The sequence below is a fragment of the Pseudomonas entomophila genome (genome assembly GCF_018417595.1).
Classification (GTDB): domain Bacteria; phylum Pseudomonadota; class Gammaproteobacteria; order Pseudomonadales; family Pseudomonadaceae; genus Aquipseudomonas; species Aquipseudomonas entomophila_C.
The window spans coordinates 4,238,703-4,255,424 of the sequence record NZ_CP070982.1; the positions used below are offsets into that span (position 1 = coordinate 4,238,703).

14 protein-coding genes and 7 tRNA genes are annotated in these 16,722 nt (G+C 62.7%); 8 read left to right on the forward strand and 13 right to left on the reverse strand.

Translation table 11 applies throughout. The features are described from left to right. Positions 1-1,380, forward strand: coding sequence for a dihydrolipoyl dehydrogenase (lpdA, locus tag JYG34_RS18395; protein WP_213657759.1), 1,380 nt, complete (start codon positions 1-3; stop codon positions 1,378-1,380). A 59-nt stretch (positions 1,381-1,439) separates the two neighbouring features. Here the strand turns inward: lpdA and JYG34_RS18400 are convergent, their stop codons facing one another. Further along, the gene (locus tag JYG34_RS18400) at positions 1,440-2,444 is read right to left on the reverse strand and encodes a sensor domain-containing diguanylate cyclase (protein WP_213657760.1); all 1,005 of its coding nucleotides are present in this window, start codon (positions 2,442-2,444) and stop codon (positions 1,440-1,442) included. A gap of 219 nt (positions 2,445-2,663) precedes the next feature. Here JYG34_RS18400 and JYG34_RS18405 point away from each other — a divergent pair, with 219 nt between their 5' ends. Further along, positions 2,664-3,233 carry a hypothetical protein gene (locus JYG34_RS18405; protein ID WP_213657761.1) on the forward strand — a complete coding sequence of 190 codons (570 nt, stop codon included), beginning with the start codon at positions 2,664-2,666 and terminating at the stop codon, positions 3,231-3,233. Between the two features lie 39 nt (positions 3,234-3,272). Here JYG34_RS18405 and JYG34_RS18410 read toward each other — a convergent pair whose 3' ends face one another. Continuing rightward, complete coding sequence (locus JYG34_RS18410) at positions 3,273-4,688, reverse strand: PLP-dependent aminotransferase family protein (RefSeq protein WP_213657762.1); 1,416 nt, start codon at positions 4,686-4,688, stop codon at positions 3,273-3,275. A gap of 540 nt (positions 4,689-5,228) precedes the next feature. Here JYG34_RS18410 and JYG34_RS18415 point away from each other — a divergent pair. The 5 genes from JYG34_RS18415 to glyA all read left to right on the forward strand — a co-directional run bounded on the left by JYG34_RS18415 (position 5,229) and on the right by glyA (position 10,643). Continuing rightward, complete coding sequence (locus JYG34_RS18415) at positions 5,229-6,434, forward strand: benzoate/H(+) symporter BenE family transporter (protein ID WP_213657763.1); 1,206 nt, start codon at positions 5,229-5,231, stop codon at positions 6,432-6,434. Beyond that, positions 6,431-7,603: an NAD(P)/FAD-dependent oxidoreductase gene (locus JYG34_RS18420; protein ID WP_213657764.1), complete on the forward strand. Its 1,173-nt coding sequence runs from the start codon at positions 6,431-6,433 to the stop codon at positions 7,601-7,603. The genes JYG34_RS18415 and JYG34_RS18420 overlap by 4 nt, the downstream gene beginning before the upstream one ends. A 43-nt stretch (positions 7,604-7,646) precedes the next feature. Next, complete coding sequence (locus tag JYG34_RS18425; RefSeq protein WP_213657765.1) at positions 7,647-8,084, forward strand: Rid family detoxifying hydrolase; 438 nt, start codon at positions 7,647-7,649, stop codon at positions 8,082-8,084. Positions 8,085-8,155: 71 nt separating this feature from the next. Then, positions 8,156-9,400 (forward strand): threonine synthase, encoded by a 1,245-nt coding sequence (gene thrC, locus JYG34_RS18430; RefSeq protein WP_213657766.1) that lies wholly within the window; start codon positions 8,156-8,158, stop codon positions 9,398-9,400. 10 nt (positions 9,401-9,410) lie between these two features. Further along, on the forward strand, positions 9,411-10,643 hold the full coding sequence (gene glyA, locus JYG34_RS18435) for a serine hydroxymethyltransferase (protein ID WP_213657767.1): 1,233 nt from the start codon (positions 9,411-9,413) through the stop codon (positions 10,641-10,643). Between the two features lie 82 nt (positions 10,644-10,725). Here glyA and JYG34_RS18440 read toward each other — a convergent pair. Together JYG34_RS18440 and phnN are read right to left on the reverse strand one after the other, a co-directional pair. Continuing rightward, positions 10,726-10,802: transfer RNA gene (locus JYG34_RS18440), tRNA-Arg, on the reverse strand. 74 nt (positions 10,803-10,876) lie between these two features. Then, a complete protein-coding gene (gene phnN, locus JYG34_RS18445; RefSeq protein ID WP_213657768.1) occupies positions 10,877-11,500 on the reverse strand; it encodes a phosphonate metabolism protein/1,5-bisphosphokinase (PRPP-forming) PhnN in 624 nt (207 codons plus the stop codon). Between the two features lie 346 nt (positions 11,501-11,846). Here phnN and JYG34_RS18450 point away from each other — a divergent pair, with 346 nt between their 5' ends. Next, positions 11,847-12,173 (forward strand): Arc family DNA-binding protein, encoded by a 327-nt coding sequence (locus JYG34_RS18450; RefSeq protein ID WP_003254499.1) that lies wholly within the window; start codon positions 11,847-11,849, stop codon positions 12,171-12,173. 172 nt (positions 12,174-12,345) lie between these two features. On the opposite strand, the gene mgtE is transcribed toward JYG34_RS18450, so the two are convergent. The 9 genes from mgtE to JYG34_RS18495 form a co-directional block, all read right to left on the reverse strand. Beyond that, positions 12,346-13,788 (reverse strand): magnesium transporter, encoded by a 1,443-nt coding sequence (gene mgtE, locus JYG34_RS18455; RefSeq protein ID WP_213657769.1) that lies wholly within the window; start codon positions 13,786-13,788, stop codon positions 12,346-12,348. Between the two features lie 433 nt (positions 13,789-14,221). Then, positions 14,222-14,298: transfer RNA gene (locus JYG34_RS18460), tRNA-Arg, on the reverse strand. A gap of 70 nt (positions 14,299-14,368) precedes the next feature. Then, a tRNA-Arg gene (locus JYG34_RS18465) sits at positions 14,369-14,445 on the reverse strand. Between the two features lie 70 nt (positions 14,446-14,515). After that, positions 14,516-14,592: transfer RNA gene (locus JYG34_RS18470), tRNA-Arg, on the reverse strand. A 70-nt stretch (positions 14,593-14,662) separates the two neighbouring features. Beyond that, positions 14,663-14,739, reverse strand: a tRNA-Arg gene (locus JYG34_RS18475). A gap of 70 nt (positions 14,740-14,809) precedes the next feature. Further along, positions 14,810-14,886, reverse strand: a tRNA-Arg gene (locus JYG34_RS18480). Between the two features lie 65 nt (positions 14,887-14,951). Then, positions 14,952-15,042 (reverse strand) — tRNA-Ser (locus JYG34_RS18485). A 72-nt stretch (positions 15,043-15,114) separates the two neighbouring features. Next, the gene (gene csrA, locus JYG34_RS18490; RefSeq protein ID WP_003254503.1) at positions 15,115-15,303 is read right to left on the reverse strand and encodes a carbon storage regulator CsrA; all 189 of its coding nucleotides are present in this window, start codon (positions 15,301-15,303) and stop codon (positions 15,115-15,117) included. Between the two features lie 167 nt (positions 15,304-15,470). Continuing rightward, positions 15,471-16,706 carry an aspartate kinase gene (locus JYG34_RS18495; RefSeq protein WP_011534958.1) on the reverse strand — a complete coding sequence of 412 codons (1,236 nt, stop codon included), beginning with the start codon at positions 16,704-16,706 and terminating at the stop codon, positions 15,471-15,473. Positions 16,707-16,722 lie beyond the last annotated feature (16 nt).

A 16,722-nucleotide genomic window follows, 5' to 3' on the forward strand; every position in this document is an offset into this window, starting at 1 on the left:
ATGCAACCGATTATCAACACCACCCTGCTGATCATCGGCGGCGGCCCCGGCGGCTACGTGGCCGCCATCCGCGCCGGGCAACTGGGCATTCCCACCGTGCTGGTCGAAGGCCAGGCGCTGGGCGGCACCTGCCTGAACATCGGCTGCATCCCCTCCAAGGCGCTGATCCATGTGGCCGAGCAGTTCCACCAGGCCAGCCGCTTCACCGAACCGTCGCCGCTGGGTATCAGCGTGGCCTCGCCACGCCTGGACATCACCCGCAGCGTCGAGTGGAAGGACGGCATCGTCGACCGCCTCACCAGCGGTGTCGCCGCCCTGTTGAAGAAACACGGCGTGAAGGTGATCCACGGCTGGGCGAATATCCTCGACGGCAAGAGCGTCGAAGTCGATGGCCAACGCATCCAGTGCGAACACCTGCTGCTGGCCACAGGTTCCAGCAGCGTCGAACTGCCAATGCTGCCGATCGGCGGGCCGATCATCTCGTCCACCGAAGCCCTGGCGCCCAAGGCACTGCCCCAGCACCTGGTGGTGGTCGGCGGTGGCTATATCGGCCTGGAGCTGGGCATTGCCTACCGCAAGCTCGGCGCCAAGGTCAGCGTGGTGGAGGCACGCGAGCGCATCCTACCTACCTACGACGCCGAACTCACCGCGCCGGTGGCGGACTCGATCAAGAAGCTTGGTATTGCGCTGTACCTGGGGCACAGCGTCGAGGGCTATACCGACGGCTGCCTGCTGGCCAGCGATGACCAGGGCGGGCAGCTGCGCCTGGAGGCCGACCAGGTACTGGTGGCCGTGGGCCGCCGCCCACGCACCAAAGGCTTCGGCCTGGAAGGCCTGGACCTGAAGATGAACGGCGCCGCCATCGCCATCGACGAGCGTTGCCAGACCAGCATGCGCAACGTCTGGGCCATCGGCGACGTGGCCGGCGAACCGATGCTGGCGCACCGGGCCATGGCCCAGGGCGAGATGGTCGCCGAGATCATTGCCGGCAAGACGCGGCGTTTCGAGCCCAGCGCCATCGCCGCCGTGTGTTTCACCGACCCGGAAGTAGTGGTGGTCGGCCAGACCCCGGAGCAGGCCAGCCAACAGGGCGTGGACTGTCTGGTCGCGCAATTCCCCTTCGCCGCCAACGGCCGGGCCATGAGCCTTGAGTCGAAAAGTGGTTTCGTACGCGTGGTGGCCCGCCGTGACAACCATCTGATCCTGGGTTGGCAGGCCGTGGGTGTGGCGGTCTCGGAGCTGTCCACCGCCTTTGCCCAATCGCTGGAAATGGGCGCGCGCCTGGAAGACATCGCCGGCACCATCCACGCCCACCCAACCCTGGGCGAAGCCGTGCAGGAGGCCGCACTGCGCGCCCTCGGCCATGCCCTGCACATCTAGACACTGAAGCGGCCCTGGCCGATTTTGCCCGCCGCGCCGCCAGGCGCAGCGGGCACTTTTTATTCGGCGACGTCGTTCTTGCCTGCCGCCTTGGCCCGGTACAGCGCCTGGTCGGCGCGGGCCAGCAAGGCATGCGGGTTTTCCCCTTCCTGCCACTGCACCACGCCGTAGCTCAGGGTCAGCCGGTGTTTGCCCACAGGCTGTAGCCGGTTCATGACCTGGCGAATGCGCAGCGCGGCTTCCCGCGCCTCGCCCAAGCCGGCCTGGGGCAGCATCACCACGAACTCGTCTCCGCCCCAGCGCGCCAGCAGATCCTGGGGGCGCAGGCTGTGCTGGATGCGTTCGCACACGTCGACCAGCACTGCGTCGCCACAGGCATGCCCGTAGAGGTCGTTGATCGGTTTGAAGTCATCCAGGTCCATGGCGATCAGCGCCAACGGCTCGCGGAAGCGCTGGGCACGCTCGCAGGCCTGTTGCAGGGTCTTTTCCAGGCGATAGCGGTTGGCGGTGCGAGTCAAGGCATCTCGCTCGGCCAGCTCACGGTTCTCGTCCAGCTGACGCTGCAACTGCTGGTTGACCCAGGACAGCTCACGAGTGCGCTCGGCCACCTGGCTTTCAAGCGACTGGTTGCGCTGCTGAAGTTCGCCGACCAGGCGCTTGCCTGCATCGATATTGCGATGTGCGCCCAACATGCGTGCCACCGAGCCATCCGCGTTGCGGGCAATGACATGGCCACTGTCCTCGACCCACAGGTAGCTGCCATCCTGGCAGCGGCAGCGGTATTCGATGCAGTAGCGTTCGCTGTGTTGATTGATATAGGCCTCGAAATGGGCCATGACCTTGGGATAGTCCTCCGGGTGGATCACGCTCTCCCAGGTCAACACCGAATTGGCCATGGAATGGTTGGGGTAACCCAGCATCGCGTACCAGCCCGGATTGCGGTAGACATAGCCACTGTTGGCATCCCAATCCCAGATGCCATCGCTGATCAGATCGAACAAGGTGTGCAACTGTTGCTCACTGAAGCCGGGCGGTACCGGCCCGGGTGCTTGACTGTGACTCATGGACGCTCTCCTTTTCACCCAGCAACTGCGCCCCGGTCAAGAAGCTGCCGACATGCCTCGTGATTGCCGCTGTCGGCAATCACGTGCCTCTCGTGGGCAAGCATATTCCCGGCAGCCGAGCACCGGAATAGCCCAGGCGGCCTATTTCACTCGTCTGCCCGCACTGGCACAGCTTTTGCCACTTTCGTCGCGCTGTTTCGAACAATCCAAGGAGGAGACATGCTGATCACCCCAACCGGCCTGGGCTGGCAGCCCGCCGTGCAACCCCAGAACCGCACCGGCAGCGAACAGGCGCCGGTCGCCTTCATGCCATCGTTTCAGGTCGCGGCAACCGGCAACGCCACGGCGCAACAGAACAGCCAAGGCAGTGCTTCGCAGCAGAACGCCGAAGACAACCGCAAGGAAGCCTTCGCCAAGCTCATGGTCATGCTGCAGAACCCGGACGTTGCCGCCCGTCAGCAGGCCAGCGTCGGTAAGCAGGAGGGATCCACTGCCGTACAGGACTTCCGCGACTACATGGCCAAGTCGCCAGCGGAGAAGATCAAGGAGAAGTTCCTCCAGGAGATGGGCCTGACGGAGGATGAATACAACGCGCTGCCCCCGGAACAGAAGGCGAGGATCGATGAACAGATCGCCCGACGCATCCAGGACGACGTAAAAGAGAAAGCCCAGGCCAAGCTTGAGCAGCAGGCGCTTCGGGCCCAGGTTACGGGCAACCTGAACGGCGAACTGGCCGCTACCCCACCCCGCCCGCGGGATGATGAGAAGCTGAAAACAGCCGAACTCTGAGTGCCTGATCGTGGCCCGCCGCCAGGCGGGCCGCATCGTTCAATAGAAGCGCTTCGGGTCGCCCGACTCGAGCAAGCTTGCCAACTGTGTCAGGGCAAAGCGCAATTCCTCCTGGCTGGTGGGTGACATCAGCACCACCCTCACCCCCCGCGGATCCCCGCTGCGCTCCACTTGGAATTGGCTGCCGCTCATGACGATCACGCCATTGGCCCGGGCCAGCAAGGCGAACTCGTCGCTGCGCCACTGTTCCGGCAGGTTCAGCCAGACGTGGTAACCATGGGGTTGGCTGCGCAGCACGCCCGCACCGAACACTTCGCTGGCAATCGCCTGGCGTTCGGCGGCTTCTGCCCGGTGCATGCGGATCAACTGGCTGTCGAGGCCTTCGCCGATGACATGGCTGGCCAGCTGCGCAGTCAGCGGAGACGGCATCCATACCGTGCTGCGCACCATGGAGGTCAAGCGGGACAGCAGCTTCGGCGGGCTGTACAGGTAGCCGATGCGCAGGGCCGGCAGCACCGACTTGGACAGGCTGGTGAGGTAGATCGAGCGATCCGGGGCGAAGGTGCTCAGTGGCCGGGTGTCAGCGTCGGTGGCCAGGAAGCCGTAGATGTCATCGTCGAGCAGCAGGAAGTCGAACTCTTCGGCCAACGCGGCAATCTGCGCCCGCCGGGCGTTGGACATGATCGCGGTGGTCGGGTTCTGGCAGGTGGCCACACAGATCAGCATCGCCGGTTTCTCGCGCTGGCAGATTTCGCGCAGGGCGTCGGGGATGATCCCCTCCTCGTCCATGGGAACACCACGCAAGCGCCGGCCAAGCCCATGGGCAACCGAAATGATGCCCGGGTAGCACAGCGACTCGCACAGCACCAGGTCGCCGGCCTCGGTCAGGGCACTGATTGCCACCATCAGACCGTGCTGGGCACCACTGGTGATGACCACCTGTTGCCACTGCGCACCCGGCAGCCAGTGTCGCAGCCACTGGGCGCCGGCTTCACGGTGCAGGGGATGGCCGCCATCGGGGGTGTAGTCGAGTGCCTGGTCAAGGTGGCTGGCGTTGGCCAGTTCGACCAACGCGTTGCGCAGCCAGTACTGCAAGGTCTGGCCGTAGGGCTTGATGATCGACAGGTCGAGTTCTTCGGCTCGTGGCGAACCTGCCGTGGTGAACAGTGGCCGTTGCACGGGCTTGGTGGCGGAACGCTCGTCGGCCTTGTCGCTGATCCGGTCGAGCACGTAGGTGCCACGACCCACTTCGCCTTGCGCCAGCCCTCGGCGCGAGGCCTCGATGTAGGCACGGCTGATGGTGCCGGGGGTCACGTCCAGGGCGGCGGCCAGCTCACGCAGGGTTGGCAGGCGCTCCCCGCGCTTGAGCGTCCCGCTGGCGATGTCCCGGGCCAGCGCATCGGCGATGGACAGGTACATTGGCTGGTTGCTTTCGCTGATCTGAGGAACCCACATGAGACGGCTACCGAGTGGTAAATGATTGTATTTTGATCATATCACATGACTTGAGTCGATCCATTAAGCGATTCAAATTGTATCCAACGTGTGTGATGAGGCTCACATTGGGTCATTCAGAGCCCTCTCGGAGCCGACGTTTTCAAGGTGTTCGTCGGTAGTCTTTCAGTGCTCTCCAGATCGAGCGCCGCCCGCGCGGCGCATCGCGGATGAATCCGCTCCTACATCTGTTGCAACGTGCCGCACCTGTGAGGCCATGGTTGCCAGCCTTGGCGCATGGCGTGAGCCGGGCGGGGCGAACAACCGTGGCCTATCTGTCATGGCCACGTTGCAACGAATGTAGGAGCGGATTCATCCGCGATGCGCCGCGCGGGCGGCGCTCGACCTGATAAACGCTACAAGGCTTTCGACCTACACCCGCCCACTAAAACGCGAGATTTTGCATTGAGCCTATTGAAACAAATCAATGCATCGATATAGAGTCAATTGCATTCGACTCAATCGAATCAATCATCTCTGACCCACCAATCCGGACGCACCATGGACACCATCAGAAAGGACTTTTCACTCTCAGCGCTGGTCGCCGGCCTCATCGCGGTGATCATCTCCTACGCCGGCCCCTTGATCATTGTGTTCCAGGCCGCCCACCAGGCGCAGCTGAGCAACGAGGTCACCGCCTCGTGGATCTGGGCGATTTCCATCGGCAGCGGCCTGACCGGCCTGCTGCTCAGCTGGAAACTGCGGGTGCCCGTGATCACCGCCTGGTCGACCCCCGGCGCCGCCCTGCTGGTGTCGATGCTGCCGACCGTGTCCCTGGCACAGGCGGTCGGCGCCTATATCGTCGCCTCGCTGCTGATTACCGTGGTCGCATTGAGCGGCGCTTTCGATCGCCTCATGAACCGCCTGCCCAAGGCCATCGCCGCCGCCATGCTGGCCGGTATCCTGTTCCGCTTCGGCGCCGAGCTGTTCAGCTCGATTCGCGTCCAGCCGCTGCTGGTGCTGTCGATGCTGGTGGCCTACCTGGTGTTCAAGCGCCTTTCGCCACGCTACGCGATCCTGTCGGTGCTGATCGTCGGCTGTGCGCTGGCCGCCGGGCTGGGCCAACTGAACACCCAGGCGCTGGTGCTGGAGATGACCGTGCCGGTCTGGACAACCCCGGAGTGGAACTGGCACGCCATCGTCAACATCGGGCTGCCACTGGCCCTGGTGTCGCTCACCGGCCAGTCGGTACCTGGGATTGCCGTGCTGCGCACCTCCGGCTACCAGACCCCGGCCCGGCCGATCGTGTCGGTCACCGCCATCGGTTCGTTGCTGATGGCGCCCTTCGCTTGCCACGGCGTCAACCTGGCAGCGATCACCGCCGCCATCTGCACCGGCCGTGAAGCCCATGAAAACCCGGACAAGCGCTATATCGCCGGGATTGCCTGCGGCGCCATCTACCTGCTGATGGGCACCTTCGGCGCAACCCTGGCCTCGGTGTTCTCCGCGCTGCCCAAAGAACTGATCGCCGCCCTCGCCGGCCTTGCCCTGTTCGGCGCCATCGCCAACGGCCTCACCGGCGCAATGGCCGACGAGAAGCAGCGCGAACCTGCGCTGATCACCTTCCTGGTCACCGCGTCGGGAATGAGCTTCCTCGGCCTCGCCGCCGCCTTCTGGGGGCTGATCTTCGGCCTCGTCGCCTACTTCGCCCTGGGCTACAGCCGCCCGAGCAAGGCCAGCCAACACCAGGAGGCGCGCGCATCATGAGCCAGAGCTTCGATTTCGTGGTCATCGGGGGTGGTATCGCCGGTGTCTCGGTAGCCTACCAACTGGCCGAACATGGCCGTGTCTGCCTGCTCGAACGGGAACGCCAACTGGCCTACCACACCACCGGGCGATCGGCGGCCATCTCCATGGAAAGCTACGGTAATCAGCACATCCGTGCACTGACCTGCGCTTCCCGAGGCTTCTTCGAAGCACCACCGGCCGGACTGGCGAGCACACCGTTGTGGTCACCTCGCGGCGCACTGATCGTCGCCACCCACGAGCGCGAGGCGCAGCTGCGCCATCGCTTCGAGGCAGTACGCCAGCATGTGCCCGACGCACGCTGGGCGGATGCCGAGCAAGTGATGGCACTCGCGCCCTATCTGGCCCCTGGGCGCTGGAGCGCCGGCCTCCACGAACCCGGCGCCTTCGACCTCGATGTACACGCCATCCATGGCGCCTACCTGACCGGCCTGCGCCAGCGTGGCGGCGAGGTACGTCGCGACTGCGAGCTGTTCGGTGCCCAGCACCGGGATGGGTTGTGGCGCCTGCTTTGCGGTGATGGCAGCACCTTGCACGCCCGACTGATCGTCAATGCCGCCGGCAGCTGGGCGGACACCTGCGCCGAGCGTTGCGAAGTGCCGGCGATCGGCTTGCAGGCCCTGCGCCGTACCGTGCTGGTCGTCGACCCCCATTGCGAAGTACACAACACCCCCTATCTGGGCACCTTGGACGAGGACATCTTCATCAAGCCCGAGGCCGGCCGCCTGATCGTCTCCCCCTGTGACGAGACGCCTTCCGCGCCCTGCGACGCGCAGCCCGAGGAACTGGACCTGGCCATCACCCTCGATCGCCTGGAACAGGCCACCCAGTTGCGCCCCAAGCGCATCGTCAACCGATGGGCCGGCTTGCGCAACTTCGTTGCCGATCGCACCCCGGTGGTCGGCACCGACCCACGACAACCCGCCTTCGTCTGGCTCGCCGCCCTCGGCGGCTATGGCATCCAGACCGCACCGGCGCTGTCGCGCCTGTGCTGCCACAGCGCGCTTGGCCTGCCCATGCCGGCAGACCTCGCCGAATGCGGCCTCGACTATGCGCCGTTCTCACCCGAGCGCTGCCGCACCGCGACCTTCGCCACGCGCCGCGTGACCGAGGTCGCCCAGTTGCACTGATCCACCCACACAAAAACAAATGCCATCACAAGGAGTGAACACCATGCAAAGCACCGCCCACGCCCAGGCCAGCCAAGCCCAGCCCTTCCTCACCGACGACAACGTCATCTACACCGACCAGGCGCCCTTCCCCCTGGGCACCTACTCCCAGGCCATCCGCGTCGGCGACACCGTGTACCTCTCCGCGCAAACACCGGTCGAACCCAACTCCAACGAAGTACTGGCCAAGGACTTCGAAGGCCAGCTGCGCCAGACCCTGGACAACCTCAAGGCCATGACCGAGGCCAGCGGTGGCAGCCTGGCCAATGTGGTCAAGGTCACGGCCTTCATCACCGACCTCAGCGAGTTCCCCACCCTCAACCGGGTGATGGAAGCCTATTTCAGCAAGCCCTACCCGGCACGCACCACCGCCGGTGCCAGTGCCCTGGCCCGCGGCACCCTGGTGGCGATCGACGCGATCATGGCACTGCCACCGCGCTGACCCGTGCCTGCGGCGCCGTCACGCAGACGGCGCCGCCCCCCCTTTCCCCTTCTTCTGCGCGAGGACACGCAATGGACCGCCTTTGCACGCCCTTCGTTTTGCAATGCATCACCTGCGGCACCCGCTACGCGCCGTACCAGGTCGAATACTTCTGCCCTCATTGCCGCACCGACGGCGCCCTCGACACCCTCTACGACTACGACAGCGTGCGCCGGGAATGCGACCGCGACGGGTTGGCGGCCCAGGCCGGGCTGGGCATGTGGCGTTACCGCGCGCTGCTGCCGCTGGGCAGCGAGCGCTATGTGCCACGACTGCTGGTCGGCAGCACACCACTGTATGAACGCCCGGGCCTGCTCGAGCCCGGCAGCGGCATGAAAGTCTGGGTCAAGGACGAGTCCCGCCAGCCCACCGGCTCGCTGAAGGACCGCGCCAGCGCCCTGGCGGTGGCCCTGGCCCTGGAAAGCGGCGCCAGTACGGTTGCGGTAGCCAGCACCGGCAACGCCGCCTCCGCCCTCGCCGGCATGAGCGCGGAGCGCGGCCTGCGCAATGTGATCTTCATCCCGCGTACCACCCCACGGGAAAAACTGGCGCAGATGATCGGCTACGGTGCCGAAGTGATCCTGGTCGACGGCGCTTATGACGAAGCCTTCGAACAATGTCGCAACGCCTGCGAGAGCAATGGCTGGTACAACCGCACCACCGGCATCAACTCGTACATGACCGAAGGCAAGAAGACCGTTGCCTTCGAGATCTGCGAACAGCTGGACTGGCAAGTGCCCGACCTGGTCTTCGTGCCGGTCGGCAACGGCTGCATCCTCGGCGCGGTGCACAAAGGCTTCCAGGATTTGCTCAAGCTTGGCTGGATCGAACGCATGCCACGGCTGATGGGTGTCCAGGCACGGGAAAGCAACTTCATGTACCGCGCCTGGTCCAGCGGCCTTCCCCTCGAGCAAGTCGAAAAACGCGCTCCGACAAGCCTGGCCAGCAGCATCAACGTGGCCTTCCCACGCGATCGCCTCAAGGCATTGCGCGCGGTACGCGACAGCGAAGGCGAATTCCTTTGTGTCGACGACACGGCGATTGTCCAGGCTGCCTCGCGCCTGGCAGCTCGCACCGGGATCTTTCCTGAAGCCGGCGCCGCCAGCAGTTACGCCGGCCTGCTGCAGTACGCCGAACAACACCCGCACAGTCGCGAAAGCGCGGTGCTGCTAATTACCGGCAGTGGCCTGAAGGACACCTCGATCTACCTACCCTCCACCCATACCGCCTCCTCTGCCGCTGCCCGTCAGGCGCCGGCAACCGCCATTGCCTCTTGAAGGGAACACCATGAACCTGGAAACCTGTGACGCCAACATTGCCCGACTGATTTCCCGCGAACGCTTCCGCCAGGAAATCCATATCGAACTGATCGCCTCGGAGAACTACGTGAGCCGCGCGGTGCTCGAAGCCCAAGGCTCGGTGCTGACCAACAAATATGCCGAAGGCTACCCGGGCCGGCGCTACTACGGCGGCTGCCAGGTGGTCGACGAAATCGAGTCGCTGGCCATCGAACGCGCCTGCGCGCTGTTCGGCGCCGAGTACGCCAACGTCCAACCCCACTCCGGCTCTCAGGCCAACCAGGCGGCGATGCTGGCCCTGCTGCAACCGGGAGACACCCTGCTCGGCATGGCCCTGGCCGATGGCGGCCACCTCACCCATGGGGCCAAGGTGAACTTCTCCGGCAAGTGGTTCAACGCCGTGACCTACGGCGTCAACCCCGAGAGCGAAACCCTCGACTACGAACAACTCGAGCGCCTTGCCCGCACGCACCGCCCGAAGTTGATCATCGCCGGGGCTTCGGCCTATGCGCGACATATCGACTTTGCTCGCTTCCGTGCCCTGTGCGACGAGGTCGGTGCCTACCTGATGGTCGACATGGCCCACTATGCCGGCCTGGTCGCCGCCGGGCTCTACCCGTCGCCAGTGCCCTACGCCGACATCGTCACCTCCACCACCCACAAGACCCTGCGCGGCCCCCGTGGCGGGTTGATCCTGGCACGCCAGGAGCATGCCGCCGCGCTCGACAAGGCGATCTTCCCGATGTACCAGGGCGGCCCGTTGATGCATGCGATCGCCGCCAAGGCCGTGGCTTTCCACGAAGCCAACACAGAGGACTTCCGACGCTATCAGGCGCAAGTGATCGAGAACGCCAGGGGCATGGCCCAGGTACTCACCGAACGTGGCCTGCGCATCGTTTCCGACGGTACCGACTGCCACATGTTCCTGGTCGACCTGCAACCTCTGGGGCTCACCGGCAAGGCCGCCGAGGCACTGCTGGAAAGCGCGCGCATCACCCTCAACAAGAACGCCATCCCCAACGATCCACAGGCCCCGACAATCACCAGCGGCATCCGCATCGGCACCCCGGCCATCACTACCCGTGGCATGGGGCTCGACCAGGCCAGGTTGCTTGCACAGCTGATCGCCGACCTGCTGCACGCGCCGGACGACACAGAAGTGCACAGCGAGGTGTGCCGTCAGGTGGACCGGTTGTGCGAGGCGTATCCCGTGTATCGCTGATATCCGACCGCAGCCGACTCCGCGCCATGGCTCAAACGGCCAGGGGTCGGTTGTATCGTTTTAGAGATGGGGATGGATCGGATGGTGTCCCAGGCAGGATTTGAACCTGCAACCTTCCCCTTAGGAGGGGGATGCTCTATCCAATTGAGCTACTGAGACCCTGAAGCCGGCAACGAACGCTGCGCGGTAGAGACGGCGAGCATGTTAACCAGCATGTAGCCATTTGTCATGCCTCAATCGGGCAATTTGCACGTCAGATTTTTCGCGGGCAATTGGCCGAGCGCGCCGTGCTCACCCAGCAATCTCAGCAACGCTTCGACGACACTGGATAATGAAGCCGAATTATCCAGCACATGGACTGAAGCATCATAAGCCTGCATACCCGCACTGCGTGCCAACCGCTGCTCGATCTCCTCGTGGCTTTCCCGGCCACGGGCCAGGAGCCTCTCACGCAGCACCTGCGGCGAAACAGCCAGCCCCACTGCCAGCAAGTCGGGATAACGCTCACGCGCTTGCGCCAGGTATCCCCGCGAGCCATTGACCAACACCGACAGCCCCTGGTCAAGCCAGTCATCCACCTGGATCGGAATCCCATAAGAAAGCCCGTTGGCCTGCCACGACAGGGCGAATTCACCGGCCTGGCGCATCGCTTCAAAGCGTGCCGCGCTCACACCGACAGCGGCCTCACCTTTCGCCTCGGCCGAGCGGGTTATCACCCGCCGGGCAATTTCAACACCTTGCGCAAGCAGTTGCTCGCGCGCGGCATCGATGAGGGAATCTTTCCCAGAGCCGGACGGTCCTATCAGGAAGATCAAACGCCCCCTTGAGGACGGTGTGCCGCTTGCGTCATATTGCATAGCCACTATGCTCAATGTGAGGGGAACCCGTGCATTCTAGGTTTTTTCCCTGACCTTTGTCGCCATTTACCAGATTTTGGCGACAAAGGTCTGACACCTTGGCGGTCCGATAAATGTGAAACTTTTCAAACCAGTGCTCATTTCTGATAATTGGTACTGGCAAAACGCCTTTATCCGGATCACTATTTGTCACAGAATTGACGCCAAGGAAACGGCGACCATGAGGCAAGATGAAGACCCAAAATCACATCACGGTTGAACATTTTGTCGTCGCCGCGGTCGTACTTCCACCGTGCGGCCAATTTGAGAACCGCTTCCCCTGAACCAGAACAACCGGTCAATTTATATGCGCCCAATGAAACAGGCTATTTATTCGAGCCGCACCGCTGACAAGTTCGTCGTCCGCCTGCCAGACGGTATGCGTGAGCGCATTGCCGAGGTAGCGCGCAACCACCACCGCAGCATGAACTCCGAAATCATCGCACGCCTGGAGCAGAGCCTTATCCAGGAAGGTGCGCTGGGTGACGAGCTGAGCATGCGCCTGGACAGCCCAGAGCTCAGCCTGCACGAACGCGAACTGCTGCAGCGCTTCCGCCAACTTTCTCATCGCCAGCAAAACGCGCTGGTCGCCCTCATCGCTCACGATGTGGAAATGGCCGCCGACGCGTCCTGATAGCGATCTTCCCGCCGCACACAAAAAAGCCAGCGCAAGCTGGCTTTTTTGTGTGCGGAACAATCCATGCTCCATTGATTTCGCGCGATCTCCGCAGGAGCGGCTTCAGCCGCGAACACCCGCGAAGCGGGTGCCACACACCGCAGCGCCTGCATCGCGGCTAAAGCCGCCCCTACAGCAGGAACAGCGTCGCCAACCCCAGGAAGATGAAGAACCCGCCGCTGTCGGTCACGGCGGTGATCATCACGCTCGAACCCATGGCCGGATCACGCCCCAGACGCGTCAAGGTCATCGGGATCAGCACGCCCATCAAAGCCGCAAGCAACAGGTTCAGAGTCATGGCGGCCGTCATTACCAGGCCTAGCGACCAACTGCCGTACAGCCAGAAGGCCACGACACCGATCACCCCACCCCAGATGAGGCCATTGAGCAGCGAAACCGCAAGCTCCTTGCGCATCAGGCGGCTGGTGTTGCCCGGCGATACCTGGTCGAGGGCCATCGCCCGCACGATCATGGTGATGGTCTGGTTACCCGAGTTGCCGCCGATACCGGCAACGATCGGCATCAACGCCGCCAGTGCCACGAGTTTCTCGATCGACCCCTCGAACAACCCGATCACCCGCGAGGCCACGAATGCCGTGATCAGGTTGATGGCCAGCCAGGCCCAGCGGTTACGCAGCGAACGCCAGACGGACGCGAAGATATCTTCCTCTTCGCGCAGACCCGCCATGTTGAGCACTTCGCTCTCGCTTTCCTCACGGATCAGGTCAACCATCTCATCGATGGTCAGGCGGCCGATCAGTCGCTCGCCTTTATCCACCACCGGAGCGGAAACCAGGTCATAACGCTCGAAAGCCAGGGCGGCGTCGTAGGCATCTTCCTCAGGGTGGAAGACCACAGGGTCATTGGCCATGACCTCCGCGACCTTCTTGTCCGGGTCGTTGACCAGCAACCGCTTGATCGGCAGCACACCCTTGAGCTTGCCGTCATAATCCACCACGAACAGCTTGTCGGTGTGCCCCGGCAGCTCCTTGAGCCGACGCAGGTAGCGCAGCACCACTTCAAGGCTGACGTCTTCGCGGATGGTGACCATCTCGAAGTCCATCAACGCACCGACCTGCTCCTCGTCGTAGCTCAGGGCCGAACGCACGCGTTCGCGCTGCTGGGCATCGAGGCTTTCCATCAGCTCGTGAACGACATCACGCGGCAGCTCGGGCGCCAGGTCAGCCAGCTCGTCGGCGTCCATCTCCTTGGCGGCAGCCAGCAGCTCGTGATCGTCCATGTCGGCGATCAGGGTCTGGCGGACAGCGTCGGAAACTTCGAGGAGGATGTCGCCGTCACGGTCGGAGCGCACCAGCTGCCAGACCGTCAGGCGATCTTCCAGCGGCAGCGCTTCGAGAATGTAGGCAATGTCGGCGGGGTGCAGGTCGTCGAGTTTGCGCTGCAGTTCGACGAGATTCTGGCGGTGGACGAGGTTTTCCACCAGGTCGTGATGGTGACCTTCCTGACGGTGCGTCAGGTCCTCGACCACCCGCTGGCGCTGCAGCAGTTCGATCACCTGGGCCAGGCGATCCTGCAGGCTCTCTTGGGCTTTCTTTACTTCGACTTCGGTCATAGGCGAACTCCACTCCCAGCAGCGGAGCACGCCGGGAGAATCAATCGGTCAGATCTTTCTGTATGAATCTTGTTAGCGAGTAACTACTGGGTAAGTCCATGGTGGGATTCCACAAGCCCCGGCGGGGCTGACGGGCGCAATCATACACTGTGTAAGCTGTCGGATCGCTTAAATTTTTGGCCAGAACAATCGTTTGCGAGCCAAAGCTGTGACAACGCTCGAAGCCAACAGTGCGACGGTGGGTCGGGCGGAAAAAGCACATCGCATTCAGTGCCCCGAACAATTCGCGACTGACCTCGACCTGCAGGAGCCAGCCTTGCTGGCAAACCACGCGACGCGAGACCTCTACAGAAAAGCGTAGATGCACATCTGCGACAATTCAGCGCGCCAGAAAAACAAAAAGCCCGCTCTAATGAGCGGGCTTCTTGATGTATGGCGGACTCAGGAGGATTCGAACCTCCGACCGCTCGGTTCGTAGCCGAGTACTCTATCCAGCTGAGCTATGAGTCCGTGGGGTAGTTTTAGACCAGGTTACCACTGGTGGGTTGAAGTAGCCTTGCAAGCAAAGCCATTTCAAAAATGGCGGACTCAGGAGGATTCGAACCTCCGACCGCTCGGTTCGTAGCCGAGTACTCTATCCAGCTGAGCTATGAGTCCGTGGGGTAGTTTTAGACCAGGTTACCACTGGTTGATTGAAGCAGCCTTGTAAGCAAAGCCATTTCAAAAATGGCGGACTCAGGAGGATTCGAACCTCCGACCGCTCGGTTCGTAGCCGAGTACTCTATCCAGCTGAGCTATGAGTCCGTGGGGTAGTTTTAGACCAGGTTACCACTGGTTGATTGAAGCAGCCTTGTAAGCAAAGCCATTTCAAAAATGGCGGACTCAGGAGGATTCGAACCTCCGACCGCTCGGTTCGTAGCCGAGTACTCTATCCAGCTGAGCTATGAGTCCGTGGGGTAGTTTTAGACCAGGTTACCACTGGTTGATTGAAGCAGCCTTGTAAGCAAAGCCACTTCAAAAGTGGCGGACTCAGGAGGATTCGAACCTCCGACCGCTCGGTTCGTAGCCGAGTACTCTATCCAGCTGAGCTATGAGTCCGTGTCTTGCTGCGCATTTCAAGCCGCCTGAACACTACATCCGTTCAAAGCGCCCTGAGCGAATAATGGCGGTGAAGGGGGGATTCGAACCCCCGATACCCTTATGAGGTATACTCCCTTAGCAGGGGAGCGCCTTCGGCCACTCGGCCACCTCACCGCAACACGAGGCGAATATTAAACACACCCTTCCTCGTTTGCAACCCTTTTTTTGAAAAAAACTTCAAAAAAATTAAAGGCTTGGCTCCTCGTCCTTCTCTTTCTTGATCCGCAGGTAGATTTCCTCGCGGTGAACAGCCACTTCTTTAGGCGCGCTAACGCCAATACGCACCTGATTGCCTTTGACACCCAGGACCGTCACGGTGATCTCACCGTCACCAATGATCAGGCTCTCGGCGCACCGACGAGTCAGAATCAGCATAGTTTTCTCCTCACTTGAATCTTCAGGGACAACAGTCTTTGTTTACAGGGCCTGGCCGGGGACGACGGCATGGGCCCGGGACAACTGCCGGCGGCGCCTGGACAGGGACACCACCAGCGGGCAGAAACGCGAAGGGCGCGGCAAGCCGCGCCCCTCCAGGCAGCGCCTTACTCGCCCTGTCGGGCAGGTGCATCGAGTTCGAACGCGGTGTGCAGCGCGCGAACAGCCAGCTCCAGGTACTTCTCTTCGATCACCACCGAGACCTTGATCTCGGAGGTGGAGATCATCTGGATATTGATGCTCTCCTTCGCCAGGGCCTCGAACATACGGCTGGCAACGCCCGCGTGGGAGCGCATGCCAACACCGACGATCGACACCTTGGCAATCTTGGTGTCGCCGATCACTTCACGCGCGCCGATTTCACGGGCGGTGTTCTCCAGCACGGCCAGCGCCTTCTCGTACTCGTTGCGGTGCACGGTGAAGGTGAAGTCGGTGGTGTTATCGTGCGAGACGTTCTGCACGATCATGTCCACTTCGATGTTCGCGGCGCTGATCGGGCCGAGGATCTTGAAGGCGACGCCTGGGGTGTCCGGGACGCCACGAATGGTCAGCTTGGCTTCATCACGGTTGAAGGCGATACCGGAAATGATCGGCTGTTCCATGGATTCCTCTTCATCGATGGTAATGAGGGTACCCGGACCCTCCTTGAAGCTGTGCAGCACGCGCAGCGGGACGTTGTACTTGCCGGCGAACTCCACCGAGCGGATCTGCAGCACCTTGGAGCCGAGGCTGGCCATTTCCAGCATCTCCTCGAAGGTGATCTTCTCCAGGCGCTGGGCCTGGGGCACGACACGCGGGTCGGTGGTGTAGACGCCATCGACATCGGTGTAGATCTGGCATTCGTCGGCCTTCAGGGCCGCCGCCAGTGCCACCCCGGTGGTATCGGAACCGCCACGACCGAGGGTGGTGATGTTGCCATGCTCGTCGACACCCTGGAAACCGGCGACCACCACCACACGCCCGGCCTTGAGGTCGGCGCGGATCTTCTGGTCGTCGATCTGCAGGATGCGCGCCTTGTTGTGCGCGCTGTCGGTGAGGATGCGCACCTGGTTGCCGGTGTACGACACCGCCGGCACGCCACGCTTCATCAGGGCCATCGACAACAGGGCGATGGTGACCTGCTCGCCGGTCGAGACAATCACATCCAGCTCGCGCGGCTCCGGCTGATCGGTGATCTGCTTGGCCAGGTCGATCAGGCGATTGGTTTCCCCGCTCATGGCCGACAGCACAACCACCAGGTCGGTGCCTTGCTCACGGAATTTCTTGACCTTGTCGGCAACCTGCTCGATCCGCTCGATGGAACCGACAGAGGTGCCGCCAAATTTCTGTACGATCAACGCCATTTCAAAGGTGCCTCAG